This window comes from Streptomyces sp. Inha503 (assembly GCF_047215865.1).
Classification (GTDB): Bacteria; Actinomycetota; Actinomycetes; order Streptomycetales; family Streptomycetaceae; genus Streptomyces; species Streptomyces lycopersici.
This window is the reverse complement of the sequence record NZ_CP178360.1, coordinates 8,092,856-8,110,191: the sequence shown is the minus strand read 5'-3', so window position 1 is coordinate 8,110,191 and position 17,336 is coordinate 8,092,856. Positions and strand designations below refer to the sequence as shown.

20 protein-coding genes are annotated in these 17,336 nt (G+C 69.4%); 5 read left to right on the top strand and 15 right to left on the bottom strand.

Annotated features, from left to right (window positions below; translation table 11 throughout):
- Positions 1-84: 84 nt before the first annotated feature.
- The 3 genes from ACJX2R_RS34525 to ACJX2R_RS34515 form a co-directional block, all read right to left on the bottom strand.
- Positions 85-408 carry an STAS domain-containing protein gene (locus ACJX2R_RS34525; RefSeq protein ID WP_413103294.1) on the bottom strand — a complete coding sequence of 108 codons (324 nt, stop codon included), beginning with the start codon at positions 406-408 and terminating at the stop codon, positions 85-87.
- A gap of 155 nt (positions 409-563) precedes the next feature.
- Complete coding sequence (locus ACJX2R_RS34520; protein ID WP_413103293.1) at positions 564-1,412, bottom strand: 3-hydroxyacyl-CoA dehydrogenase family protein; 849 nt, start codon at positions 1,410-1,412, stop codon at positions 564-566.
- A 96-nt stretch (positions 1,413-1,508) separates the two neighbouring features.
- Positions 1,509-2,150: a TetR/AcrR family transcriptional regulator gene (locus tag ACJX2R_RS34515; protein ID WP_413103292.1), complete on the bottom strand. Its 642-nt coding sequence runs from the start codon at positions 2,148-2,150 to the stop codon at positions 1,509-1,511.
- Between the two features lie 80 nt (positions 2,151-2,230).
- On the opposite strand from ACJX2R_RS34515, the gene ACJX2R_RS34510 reads away from it, so the two are divergent.
- From ACJX2R_RS34510 to ACJX2R_RS34500, 3 genes are read left to right on the top strand one after another with little or no spacing between them, the layout of a single operon-like run.
- Positions 2,231-3,013 (top strand): ABC transporter ATP-binding protein, encoded by a 783-nt coding sequence (locus ACJX2R_RS34510; RefSeq protein ID WP_413103291.1) that lies wholly within the window; start codon positions 2,231-2,233, stop codon positions 3,011-3,013.
- 48 nt (positions 3,014-3,061) lie between these two features.
- Positions 3,062-3,817 (top strand): ABC transporter permease, encoded by a 756-nt coding sequence (locus tag ACJX2R_RS34505; RefSeq protein WP_413103290.1) that lies wholly within the window; start codon positions 3,062-3,064, stop codon positions 3,815-3,817.
- A gap of 23 nt (positions 3,818-3,840) precedes the next feature.
- Positions 3,841-4,413, top strand: a complete 573-nt coding sequence (locus ACJX2R_RS34500; RefSeq protein ID WP_413103289.1) for a cob(I)yrinic acid a,c-diamide adenosyltransferase — start codon at positions 3,841-3,843, stop codon at positions 4,411-4,413.
- A 98-nt stretch (positions 4,414-4,511) separates the two neighbouring features.
- On the opposite strand, the gene ACJX2R_RS34495 is transcribed toward ACJX2R_RS34500, so the two are convergent.
- Complete coding sequence (locus ACJX2R_RS34495) at positions 4,512-5,063, bottom strand: hypothetical protein (protein ID WP_413103288.1); 552 nt, start codon at positions 5,061-5,063, stop codon at positions 4,512-4,514.
- Between the two features lie 170 nt (positions 5,064-5,233).
- Here ACJX2R_RS34495 and ACJX2R_RS34490 point away from each other — a divergent pair, with 170 nt between their 5' ends.
- Positions 5,234-6,463 carry a sensor histidine kinase gene (locus ACJX2R_RS34490; RefSeq protein WP_413103287.1) on the top strand — a complete coding sequence of 410 codons (1,230 nt, stop codon included), beginning with the start codon at positions 5,234-5,236 and terminating at the stop codon, positions 6,461-6,463.
- 23 nt (positions 6,464-6,486) lie between these two features.
- A complete protein-coding gene (locus ACJX2R_RS34485; RefSeq protein WP_413103286.1) occupies positions 6,487-7,176 on the top strand; it encodes a response regulator in 690 nt (229 codons plus the stop codon).
- A gap of 18 nt (positions 7,177-7,194) precedes the next feature.
- On the opposite strand, the gene ACJX2R_RS34480 is transcribed toward ACJX2R_RS34485, so the two are convergent.
- The 11 genes from ACJX2R_RS34480 to ACJX2R_RS34430 form a co-directional block, all read right to left on the bottom strand.
- Positions 7,195-7,644, bottom strand: a complete 450-nt coding sequence (locus ACJX2R_RS34480) for a DUF2550 domain-containing protein (protein ID WP_198276172.1) — start codon at positions 7,642-7,644, stop codon at positions 7,195-7,197.
- Positions 7,645-7,764: 120 nt separating this feature from the next.
- Entirely contained in the window at positions 7,765-8,142 is a 378-nt protein-coding gene (locus tag ACJX2R_RS34475) for a F0F1 ATP synthase subunit epsilon (protein ID WP_037951023.1), read from the bottom strand.
- Between the two features lie 111 nt (positions 8,143-8,253).
- Positions 8,254-9,699, bottom strand: coding sequence for a F0F1 ATP synthase subunit beta (gene atpD / locus ACJX2R_RS34470; RefSeq protein ID WP_138913787.1), 1,446 nt, complete (start codon positions 9,697-9,699; stop codon positions 8,254-8,256).
- Between the two features lie 4 nt (positions 9,700-9,703).
- Positions 9,704-10,618 carry a F0F1 ATP synthase subunit gamma gene (locus ACJX2R_RS34465; protein WP_413103285.1) on the bottom strand — a complete coding sequence of 305 codons (915 nt, stop codon included), beginning with the start codon at positions 10,616-10,618 and terminating at the stop codon, positions 9,704-9,706.
- Positions 10,619-10,622: 4 nt separating this feature from the next.
- Entirely contained in the window at positions 10,623-12,194 is a 1,572-nt protein-coding gene (gene atpA, locus ACJX2R_RS34460) for a F0F1 ATP synthase subunit alpha (protein ID WP_262701572.1), read from the bottom strand.
- An 89-nt stretch (positions 12,195-12,283) separates the two neighbouring features.
- Positions 12,284-13,099, bottom strand: a complete 816-nt coding sequence (locus ACJX2R_RS34455; protein WP_262701571.1) for a F0F1 ATP synthase subunit delta — start codon at positions 13,097-13,099, stop codon at positions 12,284-12,286.
- Positions 13,096-13,659 carry a F0F1 ATP synthase subunit B gene (locus ACJX2R_RS34450; protein WP_037951034.1) on the bottom strand — a complete coding sequence of 188 codons (564 nt, stop codon included), beginning with the start codon at positions 13,657-13,659 and terminating at the stop codon, positions 13,096-13,098. Before ACJX2R_RS34450 ends, ACJX2R_RS34455 begins: the two co-directional genes overlap by 4 nt.
- 38 nt (positions 13,660-13,697) lie before the next feature.
- Entirely contained in the window at positions 13,698-13,940 is a 243-nt protein-coding gene (atpE, locus tag ACJX2R_RS34445; RefSeq protein ID WP_037951036.1) for an ATP synthase F0 subunit C, read from the bottom strand.
- 77 nt (positions 13,941-14,017) lie between these two features.
- Positions 14,018-14,827 (bottom strand): F0F1 ATP synthase subunit A, encoded by an 810-nt coding sequence (atpB, locus tag ACJX2R_RS34440; protein ID WP_413103284.1) that lies wholly within the window; start codon positions 14,825-14,827, stop codon positions 14,018-14,020.
- 264 nt (positions 14,828-15,091) lie between these two features.
- The gene (locus tag ACJX2R_RS34435) at positions 15,092-15,547 is read right to left on the bottom strand and encodes a hypothetical protein (RefSeq protein ID WP_086880583.1); all 456 of its coding nucleotides are present in this window, start codon (positions 15,545-15,547) and stop codon (positions 15,092-15,094) included.
- Positions 15,548-15,849: 302 nt separating this feature from the next.
- Positions 15,850-17,292 (bottom strand): MraY family glycosyltransferase, encoded by a 1,443-nt coding sequence (locus tag ACJX2R_RS34430; RefSeq protein ID WP_413106011.1) that lies wholly within the window; start codon positions 17,290-17,292, stop codon positions 15,850-15,852.
- Between the last annotated feature and the right edge of the window lie 44 nt (positions 17,293-17,336).

The following is a 17,336-nucleotide window of genomic DNA, read 5'->3' as shown; positions in this document are numbered from 1 at the left end:
CCTGCTCACAGTATCCACCGCGCCGGAAGGGGCCCGCGCCACCCCGGGTAACCCACCGCCGCCGGGGCGGGCGGTCCCCGCCGCTCAGACACGCGGCAGGGACTCCGCCTCCAGTCCGCCTTCGATCGCGAGGATGCGGTGCAGCCGGGTGGCCACCAGCAGCCGCTGCATCTGCGGCGGCACCCCGCGCAGCACCAACCGTCTGCCCGCCCGGCCCGCGCGGCGGTGCGCGCCCATGATCACCCCGAGACCGGTCGCGTCCCAGGAGTCCAGTTCGGTCAGGTCGAGGACGAGATCTCCGCCGCCCGTGTCAACGGCGGTGTGCAGGGCCGTACGGGCGTCCGCCGCGCTCCGGACGTCCAGTCGGCCCCCGACGACCAGCTCGGCGTGGTCGCCCCTGATGTGCATATGCGCTCCCCAATACGGTGCGTCGTGTCGTCAATGCGCCATTTCTGTCTACAGAACTGACTGCCCCTCACACGAGGAAGTTGCCGTCTGTAAGCGAACCGATACCGAATTCACCCAGGAGGGTGAGTTCCGGGCCTGGCGCCGCACCAAGGCCCTCAGTAGCGGTAGAAGCCCTCGCCGCTCTTCCGGCCGATGTCCCCCGCATCGACCATCCGGCGCATGATCTCCGGCGGTGCGAACTTCTCGTCCTGCGATTCGGTGTAGATGTTGTCGGTGGCGTGCAGCAGGATGTCCACACCGGTCAGGTCGGCCGTCGCGAGGGGTCCCATCGCATGGCCGAAGCCCAGCTTGCAGGCGGTGTCGATGTCCTCGGCCGTGGCGACCCCCGACTCGTACAGCTTCGCCGCCTCCACGACGAGGGCGGAGATCAGCCGGGTGGTGACGAAACCCGCGACATCGCGGTTGACGACGATACAGGTCTTGCCGACGCCCTCCGCGAACTCCCGTGCGGCGGCCAGGGTTTCATCGCTCGTCTTGTGCCCGCGCACCAGCTCGCACAGCCCCATCATCGGCACCGGCGAGAAGAAGTGGGTACCGACGACCCGCTCCGGCCGCCGGGTGGCCGCGGCGATCTTGGTGATCGGGATGGCCGAGGTGTTCGAGGCCAGGATCGTGTCGTCCTTGACCAGTTCATCGAGGGCGCCGAAGATCTCCCGCTTGACCTCGATCTTCTCGAAGACCGCCTCCACCACGACATCCGCGTCGGCGGCGGCGTCCAGGTCGGTCGTGGTGGTGATCCGGCCCAGCGCCCGCTCGGCCTCCTCCGCCGCCAGCTTGCCCTTGGAGACGAACTTCTCGTACGAGGCCCGGATGGTGTCCGTGCCGCGCCGCAGCGCCTCGTCGGTCACATCGCGCAGCACCACGTCCCAGCCGGCCTGGGCCGAGACCTGCGCGATACCGGACCCCATGAGTCCGGCTCCAATGACCGCGAGCTTCTTGGCCACGACACACTCCTTCTGATTCCGTCCGACTTGGTCACAGTCCGATGTGCCGGACCTTAACGTCCGTTCACCCCCGCGGGCAGCCCCTCGTAACGCGCGTCACGGTGTGTTCTTCGCCGCATAGTTGAGGACCGTGTCGCTCAGGAGCGACTCCATGACGTCGACCTTACGGAGGGCGTCCTCGGCGACGGCGTCCACGTCGCCGCCCTCCGCGAGCCCGCGGATGATCGAGCGCAGCACCGCGTTCTGCAACCCGACGAGCTGATGGGCGATGAACTCGGGCCTGGGGTCCCCGGGGTCGGCGGCGGCCTCCTCGCGCAGGGTGACCCCGAGCTGATGGACCGCCCTGCCCTGGATGGCGAAGAGCCTGGCCATGAGCGTCGGGGACTCCACGATGACCTGCCGGAACCGGTCGTAGCCCTCGCTCAGCCCGACATAGGCGTGCCGTTCGCGGATGTCCTGGCGCAGCTGGTCCATCAGCGCCCGCGCCGCCGACTGCCCGGCCGCGCGCTCCCGCACGAGCCGGGAGGGGCGGTCGACGACCTCCTCCTCGCGGTCGACGAAGAGGTCTTCCTTGGTCGGGAAGTAGTTGTAGACCGTGTTGACGGAGACCTCGGCCGCCTCGGCGATCTCCGCGATCGTGACCGCCTCGAAGCCGCGCGCCATGAACAGCCCGGTCGCGATGTCCGAGATGTGCTGCCTGGTCTGCCGCTTCTTCCGCTCCCTGAGTCCTTCCGCCATGGCCTCATCCTAGCTTCGCTGGTGTTCCTTGATTTTTGGGGTGATTGCAAAATTGGTGCCCCTCTGTTTTTCTGGGTCCCATGGCAGTCATCACGACGAACGGCCTCACCCACACCTTCCGGACCAGGCGCGGCCCCGTGGCAGCCGTGCGCGGTATCGACCTGACCGTCGAGCGCGGTGAGATCCTCGGCTTCCTCGGACCCAACGGAGCGGGCAAGACCACCACGCTGCGCATGCTCACCACGCTGCTCCCGCCGACCGGCGGCAGCGCCACCGTCGCCGGGCACGACCTCGCCCGCGATCCGGCCGGGGTGCGCCGGCGGATCGGCTATGTGGCCCAGTCCGGCGGGGTCGATCCCACCGTCTCCGTACGGGAGGAACTGGTCACCCAGGGGCGGCTCTACCGGATGGGCAGGGCCGAGGCCACCGCCCGCGCCGGGGAGCTGGCCCGGGAGCTGGGCCTGGCCGAGCTGCTGGACCGCCCCTGCGCCGCGCTCTCCGGCGGCCAGCGGCGGCGGCTGGACATCGCCCTCGGCCTGGTCCACCGGCCCGAGATCCTCTTCCTGGACGAGCCGACCACCGGGCTCGACCCCGGCAGCCGCGCCGATCTGTGGCAGCTGATCCGCCGGCTGCGCGCCGAGCACGGCATGACGGTCTTCCTGACCACCCACTACCTGGACGAGGCGGAGGCGCTGTCCGACCGGCTGGTCATCGTCGACCAGGGCCTGGTGGCCGCAGAGGGGACGGCGGAGCGGCTCAAGGCGGAGCACGGCGGCGCACCGGACGCCACCCTCCAGGACGCCTTCATCGCCATCACCGGGCGCGGCACCGCCCCGCGGGACCCCGCCCCGCTCGCCGTCTGACCAGGACACCTAGCCCCGGAACCGCCCCAAGCAGAGGACCAAGGCCCCATGCCTCATCTCGTCTCCGACACGGCCCTGATATTCGGCCGCTACGCCCGCCAGACGCTGCGCTCCAAACCCGCCCTGATCTTCGGGATGGTTCAGCCGCTGCTCTTCCTCGTCTTCTTCGGCCCGCTGCTCACCGATCTGCCGCTCGGCGGCCGGGCCAGCTCCTGGCAGACCATCGTCCCCGGCATCCTCGTCCAACTCGGCCTGTTCAGCGCCTCGTTCACCGGGATCGGGCTGATCCTCGAGCGGCGTACGGGCGTCATCGAGCGGATGCGGGTGACCCCGGTCAGCCGGCTGGCGCTGCTGATGGGCCGGGTGCTCAAGGACGTCGTCCAGCTGCTGTGGCAGTCCCTGGCGCTGGTGTGCGTCGCCGTGGCGCTCGGGCTGCGCGCCCCGGTGCTGGGCGTGGTCATCGGCTTCGTCTTCGTCGGCGTGCTGACCATCTCGCTCGCCTCGCTCTCCTACGCGCTGGCGATGCGGGTGTCCTCGCCGCAGGGGTTCGCGCCGGTCATCAACTCCATCACCATGCCCGCGATGCTGCTGTCCGGCATCCTGCTGCCGATGTCGCTCGGGCCCCGCTGGCTCGACATCGCCTCGCACTTCGTGCCGTTCCGCTATCTCGTGGACGGGGTGCGGGCCGCCTTCGCCGGGGAGTACGGGGACGGGAAGATCGCGCTGGCCGCGCTGGTCGCCACCGCGCTCGCGGCCGTGGCCGTCACCCTCGGGGCACGGCTCTTCCAGCAGGCCGGGGCGTAGGGCCGCCGCGTAGGCTCGGAGCCATGGTCAATCTCACCCGCATCTATACGCGCACCGGCGACACGGGCACCACCGCCCTCGGCGATATGAGCCGCACCGCCAAGACCGATTCGCGGATCGGCGCGTACGCCGACGCCAACGAGGCGAACGCCGCGATCGGGGTGGCCATCGCACTGGGCCAACTGCCCGCCGAGATCGTCAAGGTGCTGGTCCGCGTCCAGAACGACCTGTTCGACGTGGGCGCGGACCTGTGCACACCGGTGGTGGAGGACCCCGCCCATCCGCCGCTGCGCGTGGCGCAGAGCTATATCGACAAACTGGAGGCGGACTGCGACCGCTTCCTGGAGGGGCTGGAGAAGCTGCGCAGCTTCATCCTCCCGGGCGGCACCCCGGGCGCGGCGCTGCTGCACCAGGCGTGCACCGTGGCGCGCCGCGCCGAGCGCTCCACCTGGGCGGCGCTCACCGAGCACGGGGACTCGATGAACGCGCTCACCGCCACCTATCTCAACCGGCTCTCGGATCTGCTGTTCATCCTGGCCCGCTCGGCCAACAAGGAGGTCGGCGACGTCCTGTGGGTCCCGGGCGAGAACCGCTGAAAAACCACGGGCCCCGTCGGCCCGGCCGGCGCGTGGCAGCACGTGGCCGGGGCCGACGGGGCGGGGCGGGGCCCGGCGTCGTCTGCCCGTTACGGGGGTTAGCGGGCAGACGACGCGGAGCGCTCCCGCTTGGGAAAGAGCGTGTAGCTGAGCGCGATGGCCACGTTGATGCCGATCAGGAACAGCATCTTCAGCTGCCAGTCGCGCAGCGAGCCGATCTCACCGTCGTCGCCGACGTACCAGATCCCGCCCTGGAGCAGTGCCATGGCGATGACCGCGGCCAGCACCCAGCGCCCGGCGGTCTTCCACTCGTGCAGCGTGCGCGCCGCACCGTACTTCGCGGGCTTGACCGGCGGCGGCCCGCCGAAGAAGCGGTGGGCCACCCGGGCGTCGACCCATTTGACCGTCGAATGGCCGAGCGCGGCCGAGTAGCCGATGTAGACCGCGGCGAGACCGTGTTTCCAGTCCGGTTCGGCGCCGTTCCTCAGATCGATCACGGTCGTCACAAACAGCACCACCTCCAGCACCGGTTCGCACAGGAGCACCACGGTGCTCGCCTTCGGCATCTTCGCCACGTAGCGCAGCAGAATGCCGAGGGCCAACAGCACCCAGAAGCCGACCTCACAGGCGATGATCAGCGCGACAACCACGATGTTTCCTCTCTCGCTCTGCCTTGGTCCCAAGCCTCCCCGTCGATCGGTCCGCGCGCGTCGTCGGCGGCGATGAATCCCGACTGCATCCTTCGATGTACGCCGCCGGGCGGCGGGCCCGGCCCCAGGGGGGAGGTCCGCCCGGCGGCGTACATGGTGTGATGGGTGCCATGCCGTCCCGTCCCCACCTCCCACGCCCGCACCAGCATGACGTCGTGATCGGTCTTGGCGGACTGCTCGGCGGGGCCCTGATGTGGGCGCTGGGGCTGCACAACAATCCTTCGTACTACGGCACGCCCCGGTGGCTGGGGCTGATCGCGCTGCTCGTGATCTCGGCGGCCGAACTGGTGCGGCGCTCCAGGCCCCTCATCGCCCTGGGCGTGGGGACCGCCGCGCTCGCCGTCGACGCCCTCAGCGGCGGGCTGGCCGCGACGATGCTGATGTACACCGATCTGGTCTACGCGGCCGTCATGTATTCCGGCGCCACCGCCGCCCAGCGCATCCCCCGGATCTGCTGGCTCGTCACGGGGCTGGTGACCGTGGTGCCGCTGGCCGTCTACAACGACCCCCTGGCGCTGCTGGCCGGAGCGTTCGTCGGACTCCTCGTCGTCACCCCGGCGTGGACCGGGACGGTGATCCGCAACCACCGCGAAGAGGCCCAGGCCGCCCGTCTGGAGGCCGAACGCGTCGCGCTGCTGGCCGAGTTGGACCGGCGGGAGGCGGTGGCCTCAGAGCGCTCCCGGATGGCGCGCGAACTCCACGACATGGTGGCCAACCACCTCTCGGCCATCGCCATCCACTCCAGCGCCGCCCTGTCCCTGAAGGACCCCGCCGCGACCGACGAGGCGCTCGGCGTCATCCGGGAGAACAGCGTGCGCGGCCTGGCCGAGATGCGCCGGCTGATCGGGCTGCTGCGGGACCCCGGGGAGACCTCGGAACCGGCCGCCACCTCCACCCTCGACGCGCTCGACACCCTGCTGGAGCAGGCCCGCACCAACGCCCGCCCCGGCGGCCAGGACATCGTCCTGTACGACGAGCGGCCGGACGGCACCGCCCCGCTGCCCGCCCCGGTCGAGCTCGCCGCGTACCGCATCGTCCAGGAGTCGCTCACCAACGCCCTCAAGCACGCCGCGCCCGGCCGGGTGGACGTCACGCTGGCGCACCGCGCGGACGGCCCGCTCGAGGTCAGCGTCATCAGCCCGTACGGCGACCGCGAGGGCCCCCGGGCGCCCGGCTCCGGCACCGGGCTGATCGGGATGCGCGAACGGGTGTCCCTGCTCGGCGGCACGCTCGACGCCGGTCCGGTCGCCGGGCCCGAGGGCATGGTCTGGCGGGTGCGGGCCGCGCTGCCGCTGGACGACGAGAGCGCCCAGAGCACGAGCGCCCAGAGCGTGCCATGACCCTTCGACGACCAGGAGCCGCCGTGACCCCGCCCGCCCCGCCCGCCCGTTCCGCGTCCCAGCCGATCCGGGTGCTGGTCGCCGAGGACCAGGGCTCGGTCCGCTCCGGACTGGTGCTGATCCTGCGGTCCGCCCCCGACGTGGAGGTGGTCGGCGAGGCGGTGGACGGCCTCCAGGCGGTGGAGATGGCCCGGGCGCTGCGCCCCGATGTGGTGCTCATGGACGTCCAGATGCCCCGGCTGGACGGGGTCTCGGCCACCCGCCAGGTGGTCGAGGAGCGACTGGCGGACGTGCTGGTGCTGACCACCTTCGACCTGGACGAGTACGTCTTCGGGGCGCTGCGCGCGGGCGCCGCCGGGTTCCTGCTCAAGGACAGCGAGGCGGCCGATCTGATCGAGGCGGTCCGTACGGTGGGGCGCGGCGAGGGCATGATCGCCACCGCGGTCACCCGCCGTCTGATCGCGGAGTTCGCCCGGCCCCAGGCCTCCCCCTCCCCCACCGCACCCGGCCCCGAGGTGCTGGCCACGCTCACCCCGCGGGAGCGTGAGGTGCTGGCCTGTCTGGGGCAGGGGCTGTCGAACGCGCAGATCGCGGAGCGGCTGACGATGGCGGAGGCGACGGTGAAGACGCATGTCAGCCGGCTGCTGAACAAGCTGGAGCTGCGCAGCCGGGTCCAGGCCGCGGTACTGGCCCAGGAACTGGGCGTACGCTAGCCGCGCGGAAAAGGCGGCTCAGGCCACGTTGACGCGCTGGCCGGGGGGTGCGGCCTCCAGCCAGGCCAGAAAGCCGGTCAGGGCGTCGTCGCTCATGGCCAGTTCCAGCCGGGTGCCGCCGTGCCGGCAGGCGAGCACCACCGCGTCGGAGAGCAGCGCCAGCTCCTCCTCGCCCTTGGGGGTGCGCCGCTCCAGCACCTCGATCGAGGCGCGCTCCAGGATCCGCCGGGGCCTGGGCGCGTAGGAGAAGACCCGGAACCACTCGACGCGGTCACCGTTGTAGCGGGCGACGCCGTACACCCAGCCCTTGCCGCTCGGTTCGGATTCGCTTGGCGGTGGATCCCAGCGCAGTGAACAGTCGAAGGTTCCGCCGGACCGCTGGATCAGCCGCCGCCGGAGACCGAAGACGAAGAGTCCCACCACCACCAGCGCGACGACCACGCCGCCCACAAGCAGAGCGAGGACCATCTTCACCGACCTCCTCGCCTCATCCGGAAAAACCGCACCTGCATCGCCTCAGCCGCGGACCGCTGAAGGGGAGCTCCAGCGAGGTCCGCGGCTGAGGTTTTCCGACCGTACGTGACAGGCTCAGTGCGCTCCCGCCACCGCGCGCAGCCGGACGTCGGCGCGCCGCTCGGCGGCGGCGTCCGCCTCCGACTTGGCACGCTCCAGCGCCCGCTCCGCGCGCTTCACATCGATTTCGTCGGACAGCTCCGCGACCTCGGCCAGCAGTGAGAGCTTGTCGTCCGAGAACGAGATGAACCCACCGTGCACCGCGGCCACGACCGTCCCGCCGTCGACCGAACGGATGGTCACCGGGCCGGACTCCAGCACACCGAGCAGCGGCTGGTGGCCGGGCATGACGCCGATGTCACCCGATGTGGTGCGCGCGATGACCAAGGTGGCCGCGCCGGACCAGACACTACGGTCCGCCGCGACCATCTCGACGTGCAGCTCAGCAGCCAACGTGGCTCCTCGGGTCTCTCCCTGCCGGGTCGGGCAGGGCTTTCGTCAAAGAATAACGGGCGTACGGAGAGGGGCGGGACCGGGCCCACCCCTCTCGCGGAGCTACCGGGCTCAGGAGACGCCCAGCTCCTTGGCCTTGGCCTTGAGGTCGTCCAGGCCACCGCACATGAAGAACGCCTGCTCGGGGAAGTGGTCGAACTCACCGTCGGCGATCGCGTTGAACGCGGCGATGGACTCGTCCAGCGGCACGTCCGATCCGTCGAGACCGGTGAACTGCTTCGCCGCGTGGGTGTTCTGCGACAGGAAGCGCTCGATACGACGGGCGCGGAAGACGGTGAGCTTGTCCTCCTCGCCGAGCTCGTCGATGCCCAGGATGTTGATGATGTCCTGGAGGTCCTTGTACTTCTGGAGGATCGACTTCACGCGCGAGGCGCAGTCGTAGTGGTCCTGCGAGATGTAGCGCGGGTCCAGGATCCGGGACGTCGAGTCCAGCGGGTCCACCGCCGGGTAGATGCCCTTCTCCGAGATCGGCCGGGAGAGCACCGTGGTCGCGTCGAGGTGCGCGAAGGTGGTCGCCGGGGCCGGGTCGGTCAGGTCGTCCGCGGGGACGTAGATCGCCTGCATCGAGGTGATCGAGTGACCGCGGGTCGAGGTGATGCGCTCCTGGAGGATGCCCATCTCGTCGGCCAGGTTCGGCTGGTAGCCCACCGCGGAGGGCATCCGGCCGAGCAGGGTCGAGACCTCGGAACCGGCCTGGGTGAAGCGGAAGATGTTGTCGATGAAGAACAGCACGTCCTGCTTCTGCACATCGCGGAAGTACTCCGCCATGGTCAGACCGGCCAGGGCGACGCGGAGACGGGTGCCCGGGGGCTCGTCCATCTGGCCGAAGACCAGCGCGGTCTGCGGGAGCACGCCGGACTCGGCCATCTCCTCGATCAGGTCGTTGCCCTCACGGGTGCGCTCACCGACACCGGCGAACACCGAAACGCCCTCGTGCAGCTTGGCCACACGCATGATCATTTCCTGGATGAGGACGGTCTTGCCGACGCCCGCGCCGCCGAACAGGCCGATCTTGCCGCCCTTGACGTACGGGGTCAGCAGGTCGACGACCTTCAGACCGGTCTCGAACATCTCGGTCTTGGACTCGAGCTGGTCGAACGCCGGGGCCTTGCGGTGGATGGACCAGCGCTCGGTGACCTCGGACTCGGCCTCGGGCTCGTTGAGGATCTTGCCCAGGGTGTTGAACACCCGGCCCTTGGTGACATCGCCGACCGGCACCGTGATGCCGTCGCCGGTGTCGGTCACCGCGGCCTGGCGGACCAGACCGTCGGTGGGCTCCATGGAGATGGCGCGGACCAGACCCTCGCCCAGGTGCTGGGCGACCTCGAGGGTCAGGGTCTTCTTCGCGCCCTCCTGCGCCGGGTCGGCGACCTCGACGGTCAGCGCGTTGTAGATGTCCGGCATCGCGTCGACGGGGAACTCCACGTCGACGACCGGGCCGATGACCCGCGCGACGCGGCCGGCGGCCACAGCGGTTGGCTCAACAGTGGTGGTCATAGTGTCAGTCACTCCCCGCGGAGGCGTCGGCCAGAGCACTCGCGCCACCGACGATCTCGCTGATTTCCTGGGTGATGTCGGCCTGGCGGGCCGCGTTGGCAAGCCGCGTGAGCGACTTGATGAGCTCTTCGGCGTTGTCGGTCGCCGACTTCATCGCCCGCCGGGTGGCCGCGTGCTTGGAGGCGGCGGCCTGGAGCAGGGCGTTGTAGATACGGGCCTCGACATACCGGGGCAGCAGGGCGTCCAGGACGTCCTCGGACGACGGCTCGAAGTCGAAGAGCGGAAGGATCTCGCCCTTCCTCTCCTGCGCCTCCGCCGTCTCCTCGAGGCTGAGCGGCAGCAGCCGGTCCTTGACCGGGGTCTGCGTCAGCATCGAGACGAACTCGGTGAAGACGATGTGCAGCTCGTCCACGCCGCCCTCGGCCGTGTCCTTGAGAACGGCCTCGATCAGCGGGCCCGCGATCTTCTTGGCATCCGCGTAGGTGGGGTTGTCGGTGAAGCCGCCCCACGACTCCGTGACCTTGCGCTCACGGAAGGCGTAGTACGCCACGCCCTTGCGGCCGACGATGTACGCGTCGACCTCCTTGCCCTCACGGGTGAGCCGCTCGGTGAGCTCCTCGGCCGCCTTGATCACGTTGGAGGAGTAGCCGCCCGCGAGACCCCGGTCGCTCGTGATGAGCAGCACCGCGGCGCGGGTCGGGTTGTCGCTCTCCGTGGTCAGCGCGTGCTGGGTGGTGGAGCCCTTGGCGACCGCGCCCACCGCCCGGGTGAGCTCGGTGGCGTACGGAGTCGACGCGGCCACCTGGCGCTGCGCCTTGACGACGCGCGAGGCGGCGATCATCTCCATCGCCCTGGTGATCTTCTTGGTCGCGGAGACGGACTTGATCCGCCTCTTGTAGACCCTCAGCTGGGCACCCATGCGCTCAGTCCTCGCCCAGCAGCTTGCCGCCCGAGGTCTCGAACTGCCGCTTGAAGGAGTCCACGGCCTCGCCCAGCGCCTGAATCGTGTCGTCGGACATCTTGCCGCCCTCGACGATGCTGGTCAGCAGCGACTTGTGCTCACGGTGGAGGTAGTCCAGCAGCTCCCGCTCGAAGCGGCGGATGTCCTCCACGGGCACGTCGTCCATCTTGCCGGTGGTGCCGGACCAGATGGAGACGATCTCGTCCTCGGTGGAGAACGGGGCGTACTGCCCCTGCTTCAGCAGCTCGACCATGCGGGCACCGCGCTCCAGCGACGCCTTGGAGGCCGCGTCCAGGTCCGAGCCGAAGGCGGCGAACGCCTCCAGCTCGCGGTACTGGGCGAGGTCCACCCGGAGGCGGCCGGAGACCTGGCGCATGGCCCGGTGCTGGGCGGAACCACCGACGCGGGAGACCGAGATACCGACGTTCAGGGCCGGCCGCTGTCCGGCGTTGAACAGGTCGGACTCCAGGAAGCACTGGCCGTCGGTGATGGAGATGACGTTGGTCGGGATGAACGCCGACACGTCGTTCGCCTTGGTCTCGACGATCGGCAGACCGGTCATCGAACCGGAGCCCATCTCCTCGGAGAGCTTGGCGCAGCGCTCCAGCAGCCGGGAGTGCAGGTAGAAGACGTCACCCGGGTAGGCCTCACGGCCCGGCGGGCGGCGCAGCAGCAGCGACACCGCGCGGTAGGCGTCGGCCTGCTTGGACAGGTCGTCGAAGACGATCAGGACGTGCTTGCCCTCGTACATCCAGTGCTGGCCGATGGCCGAGCCGGTGTAGGGGGCCAGGTACTTGAAGCCCGCCGGGTCGGACGCCGGGGCGGCGACGATCGTCGTGTACTCCAGGGCGCCGGCCTCCTCCAGCGCGCCGCGCACGGACGCGATGGTGGAGCCCTTCTGGCCGATGGCGACATAGATGCAGCGGACCTGCTTCTTCGGGTCGCCGGAGCGCCAGTTGTCACGCTGGTTGATGATCGTGTCGACGCACAGCGCGGTCTTGCCGGTCTGCCGGTCGCCGATGATCAGCTGACGCTGGCCACGGCCGATCGGGGTCATCGCGTCGACGGCCTTGTAGCCGGTCTCCATCGGCTCGTGCACCGACTTGCGGTCCATGACCGTGGGGGCCTGAAGTTCGAGGGCGCGGCGGCCCTCGGTCTCGATCTCGCCGAGGCCGTCGATCGGGTTGCCCAGCGGGTCGACGACGCGGCCGAGGTAGCCCTCGCCGACGGCTACCGAGAGGACCTCGCCGGTGCGGTGCACCTGCTGGCCCTCCTCGATGCCGCTGAACTCGCCGAGGACAACGGCACCGATCTCGCGCTCCTCGAGGTTGAGGGCGAGGCCGAGGGTGCCGTCCTCGAACTTCAGCAGTTCGTTCGCCATGGCCGAGGGAAGACCCTCGACCTTCGCGATGCCGTCGCCGGCAACGCTGACCGTACCGACCTCCTCGCGCGAGGCCGCGTCCGGCTTGTACGCCTGGACAAAGTTCTCCAGCGCGTCCCGGATCTCCTCCGGCCGGATCGTGAGCTCCGCCATCTGGGTTCCCTGCTCTCCTTGTTGGGCCCGAAGTGTTTGACTACGGCCCAACTCGGGCCGCTTACATGCTTGTTGAGTTGGTGGCTGTGTCAGCCGGCCATCCGCCGGGTCGCCTCTTCGAGGCGGTCCGCGATGGTCCCGTTGATGACCTCGTCGCCGATGCGCACCGAGATCCCGCCGAGGACCTCCGGGTCCACATCCAGGTTCAGGTGCATCTTCCGTCCGTACAGCTTCCCCAGTGCGTCACCGAGCCGCTGCTTCTGCCGGTCGCTGAGCGGCACCGCGGAGGTGACGACCGCGACCGTACGGTCCCGGCGCGCCGCCGCCAGCCTGGACAGCTCGTCGAGACCCGCCTCCAGGCTACGACCCCGCGGATGGGTCACCATGCGGATCACCAGCCGCTCGGTCCGCTGGTCGGCGCGGCCGCCGAGCAGCTCGCGGACCAGCCCGGACTTGGCGGAGACGCTTGCGCGCCGGTCGGTGAGCGCACCGCGCAGCTCGGACGAGGAGGAGACGATCCGGCCGAACCGGAACAGCTCGTCCTCCACGTCGTCGAGGGTGCCGGCCCGCTCGGCCGCGACCAGGTCGGCGGCGCTGGCCAGCTCCTCGAGCGAGTCCACCAGGTCGCGCGAGCGCGACCAGCGGGACCGGACCAGGCCGGAGACCAGGTCGATGGTCTCGCCGCCGACCTGTCCGCCCAGCACCCGCGCGGCCAGTTCGGCCTTGGCCTCGCCGGGCTGCGCCGGGTCGGTGAGGACCCGGCGCAGCGAGACCTCGCGGTCGAGCAGCGCGGTGACGGCGGCCAGCTCATCGGCGAGCTTCGTCGCGTCGACGGCGGTGTTGTCCGTCAGGGCGTCGAAGCGCTCGCGCGCGGCTGCCAGTGCCTCCCGGCTCGCTCCGTTCATCGGCCGGCCTCGGCCTTCGAGCCATCGGTCGCCTTCGCCTCGAGCTCGTCGAGGAACCGGTCGATGGTGCGGCTCTGCCGGGCCACGTCCTCGAGCGACTCACCGACGATCCGGCCGGCCAGGTCGGTGGCGAGCCTGCCCACGTCCTGGCGCAGGGTTTGAGCGGCCTGCTTGCGATCGGCCTCGATCTGCGAGTGACCGGCGGCGATGATCTCCTCACGCTGCCGCTGGCCCTCCGCGCGCATCTCTGCGATGAGCGCGGCGCCCTGCTCCTGCGCCTCCTGGCGCAGTCGCGCGGCCTCGTGACGGGCGTCGGCGAGCTGGGCTCGGTAGTCCTCGAGGACCTGCTGGGCTTCGGCCTGAGTGGCCTCGGCCTTCTCCATGCCGCCCTCGATCGCCTCGCGGCGCTCCTCCAGAACCCGGTTGATGTTCGGGAGGAGCTTCTTGGCGAGGAAGATGAAGACGATGGCAAAGGCGATCAGGCCGATGACCAGCTCCGGGATCGGCGGGATGAGGGGGTTCTCACTCTCCTCGGCCGCCACCTGTACCAGGGCGTTCACATCAGTGCCTTCCGTCTGTCGTGGTTAAAGCGGTCCGTTCAGGACTTGAAAAGGAAGCCCATGACGATACCGATCAGCGCGAGCGCCTCACAGAAGGCGAAGCCCATGATCTGGTTGGCGCGGATCAGGCCGGCCGCCTCGGGCTGACGGGCCAGGGCCTGGGTGCCGTTACCGAAGATGATGCCGACGCCGACGCCGGGGCCGATGGCGGCGAGACCGTAACCGATCGAACCGAGGTTGCCGGTGATGCCGTCGGCGGCGAGGGTCTGGAGAGCGGACATGCCGGTTCTTCCTTTGCGTTTCATGGGCCGGTGGGGGTTGGCCACCGGACGTCTGATGGTCTGGGAGGCAGGTGTGCTCAGTGGTGCTCGGCGAGCGCGCCCTGAACGTAGTTGCAGGCCAAGAGCACGAAGACGTACGCCTGGACAGCCTGGATGAAGAGCTCGAAGGCGGTCAGCAGAATCGTCATCACGAAGGACGCGCCCGCGTAGGCGATCCCGATGCCGTTCAGCAGGTACCAGGAGCCGATGGTGAACATCAGCAGCAGCAGGTGGCCGGCGAACATGTTGGCGAAGAGCCGGACCGCGTGGGTGAAGGGCCGGATGATCACGTTCGAGAAGAACTCGATCACGACGATCATCGGCAGGATCGCGCCGAGCTCCTTGTCGTAGCCGGTGATGTTCTTCCAGCCGCCGACGAAGCCGTGCTTCTTGAAGGTCAGGTACATCCAGAGGACGTAGACGATGGCGGCGAGACCGGCCGGGAAGGCGATGATCGACGTCACCGGGAACTGGGCGATCGGGATGACCGACCACAGGTTCATGATCCACACGAAGAAGAACAGCGAGACCATGAGGGGGACGTACTTCTCGCCCTCCTTCTTCCCGAGGGCCTCGTAGACCAGCCCGCGGCGCACGAAGTCGTAACCGGCCTCGCCGACCATCTGGAGCTTGCCGGGGACCACCTTGGCCCGGCCGAACGCGGCCCAGAAGAACCAGACAATGGCGACGGTGCCCAGCAGCGCGAGCAGCATGGGCTTGTTGAAGTCGAATCCGCCGATCGAGAAGAGCGGCTCGAACTTGAACGAATGGAGTCCGGGTGCCGGGAAGCCGCACCCGTCGAAGATGTGGCAGTTCGTCTCGAAGGCGAGCGTCTGGTCAGAACTCACCGCGAGCTCCTTCAGCGTGGCGCATGGGTACGGCAACCTCGTTGTGTCGGCGCGGCACGCGGCCACGGAACGGCACTGGACTGGTCTTACGAATGTGGGGGCGGCTGATCGGCGCGTGGCCGAGTGGTATGTAGGGCATCAGCTGCATGGGCCGCCGATTCCGTCCCGTGAATTCCGGGGGTTCAGCTACCTGCGCCCGCTGTGCCTCAGATGGCACCGGACGATAGCAGGTGAGCGCACATGCTCTTATCCCGGCCCTACTTCTCACGGCGTGGACCCGGCGGGAGCGGACTTCTTCGCCCCCCCGGGCTTGCGTTCGTCCTCGGCTTCCGGCTCCACATAGAGGATCTTGGCCTTCATGTGTGCACGGGTCTGTGCGCCGACCCACACCAGGGTCGCGGCGAGCAGTGCGAGGGCGAAAGCCTTGACATTGAACAGCGTGGTGTCCTGGAACACCGCGAGCACGACCGCCACCAGCAGGAACTCGGCCATGAAGAGGACCATGCCCATGGCCTGGAACAGATGGGGCAGGTGCTTCGCCGTGCGCTCCAGCACGATCAGCCCGGAAGCCATCACCACCACGGCGACGAATGTGCCAAAGCCCGCGCCGATCGCCCCCTTGCCGCCTGCGAGCACAGAACCGACGGCGACGGCGACCACACCGGCGATGGCTGTGGGCACGGCGCAACTCAGGAGCGTTCTGGCGTCGTTGGACTGCATGAAGGGTTTCTCCGGCAAGTGTCGGAAGCAACGATTCGTCGTGGACGAGCGTATCCCCGGGGACAGAGGGAACCTCACGAGGAAGAGCCGTCGCCCTACGGCCCCTCGGGTCTAGCACCGGGTTTAGTGAACGGTATCACAAACTATTTGATGAGGTCTTTACCCACCGAGTGTGCTGCACATCACACGGGAGAGTTATGAGGTGTGTACCGTGCTGACGCCGCTCTGTGATCTTCAGCGCTCTCGCCGGACTCCTTTGACCGGGGCGATGACTGGGGACATCGCTGCGATGACTGGGGAGATTACTGGGGTGTTCCGATGCGTCGGCGGTGGGTGAAGCGGGATCGGTCGCCGATCGCGGTGGCGCCGTTCACACCGTTCGCCCCGGCGCTCGCCCCGCCGCTCGTCCCGTTGCTCGCGCCGCCGTGTCGCCCGGAGCCCACCGGCTCGGGCTTGACCAGGTCCGGCCCCGAGGCGGCGGACCCGGCACCGGCCGCGGCCGCCACGGGCTCGGCGGGCGCCTCCTGCTGCGCCTCCGCCCCCTGCTCGGCCCCGGCGATCCGGTTGGCGCGGCGGTAGCGCGGCGGAACGAACCCCTCCGCCCAGCGCGGAACACGCGGGGTGAACCGCGGCAGCAGCAACAGCACGAGACCGACCCCGCTCAGCGCCACGATCGCCAGCACGAACCACACACCGGCCGAGTTCACCGAGTACGCCACGGCGCCGAAGGCGATCAGCGCCGACCAGAAATACATGATCAGGACGGCCCGGCTGTGCGAGTGGCCGATCTCCAGCAGCCGGTGGTGCAGATGGCCGCGGTCGGCGGCGAACGGCGACTGACCCCGCCAGGTGCGGCGGACGATCGCCAGCACCAGGTCGGCGAAGGGCACCGCGATGACGGTCAGCGGCAGCAGCAGCGGGATGTAGACCGGGACGGTGGCGTGCACCGCGGCCTGCTCGGACCCCTCGAACAGCTTCATCGCGTCCGGGTCCACCTGGCCGGTGATGGAGATGGCGCCCGCCGCCAGCACCAGCCCGATCAGCATCGAACCCGAGTCGCCCATGAAGATCCGCGCGGGGTGGGCGTTGTGCGGCAGGAAGCCCAGGCACATCCCCATGAGGACGGCGGCGAACAGGGTGGCGGGCGCGGCCGCCTCCAGGCCGTAGCCGTACCAGATGCGGTACGCGTACATGAAGAACGCCGCGGCGGCGATGCACACCATCCCGGACGCCAAACCATCGAGCCCGTCAACGAAGTTGACCGCGTTGATGGTGATGACGACCAGCGCGACGGTGAGCAGCGTGCCCTGCCAGGGCGTCAGCGAGACCGGTCCCACACCGGGCACCGGAAGCCACAGGATGGTCAGACCCTGGAGCACCATCACACCGGCGGCGATCATCTGGCCGCCCAGCTTGATCAGCGCGTCCACGCCCCACTTGTCGTCCAGCACCCCGAGCAGCCAGATCAGCCCGGCGCCGGACAGCAGCGCCCGTGGCTCGTTGGAGACCTCGAAGACGTCCTTGAGGTTGGTCAGGTGGGCGGCGACCAGCAGCCCCGCGCACAGCCCGCCGAACATGGCGATGCCGCCGAGCCGTGGCGTGGGCTCACGGTGCACATCACGGGCGCGGATCTCGGGCATCGCACCGGCCGCGATGGCGAATTTCCGCACCGGCCCGGTCAGCAGATAGGTGACCGCGGCCGTGATGCACAGAGTCAGCAGGTATTCACGCACAGGCTGCCCCAGAGGTATCGCTGGCCATCACAGCCCCACACCCTATGCGTGTCCGA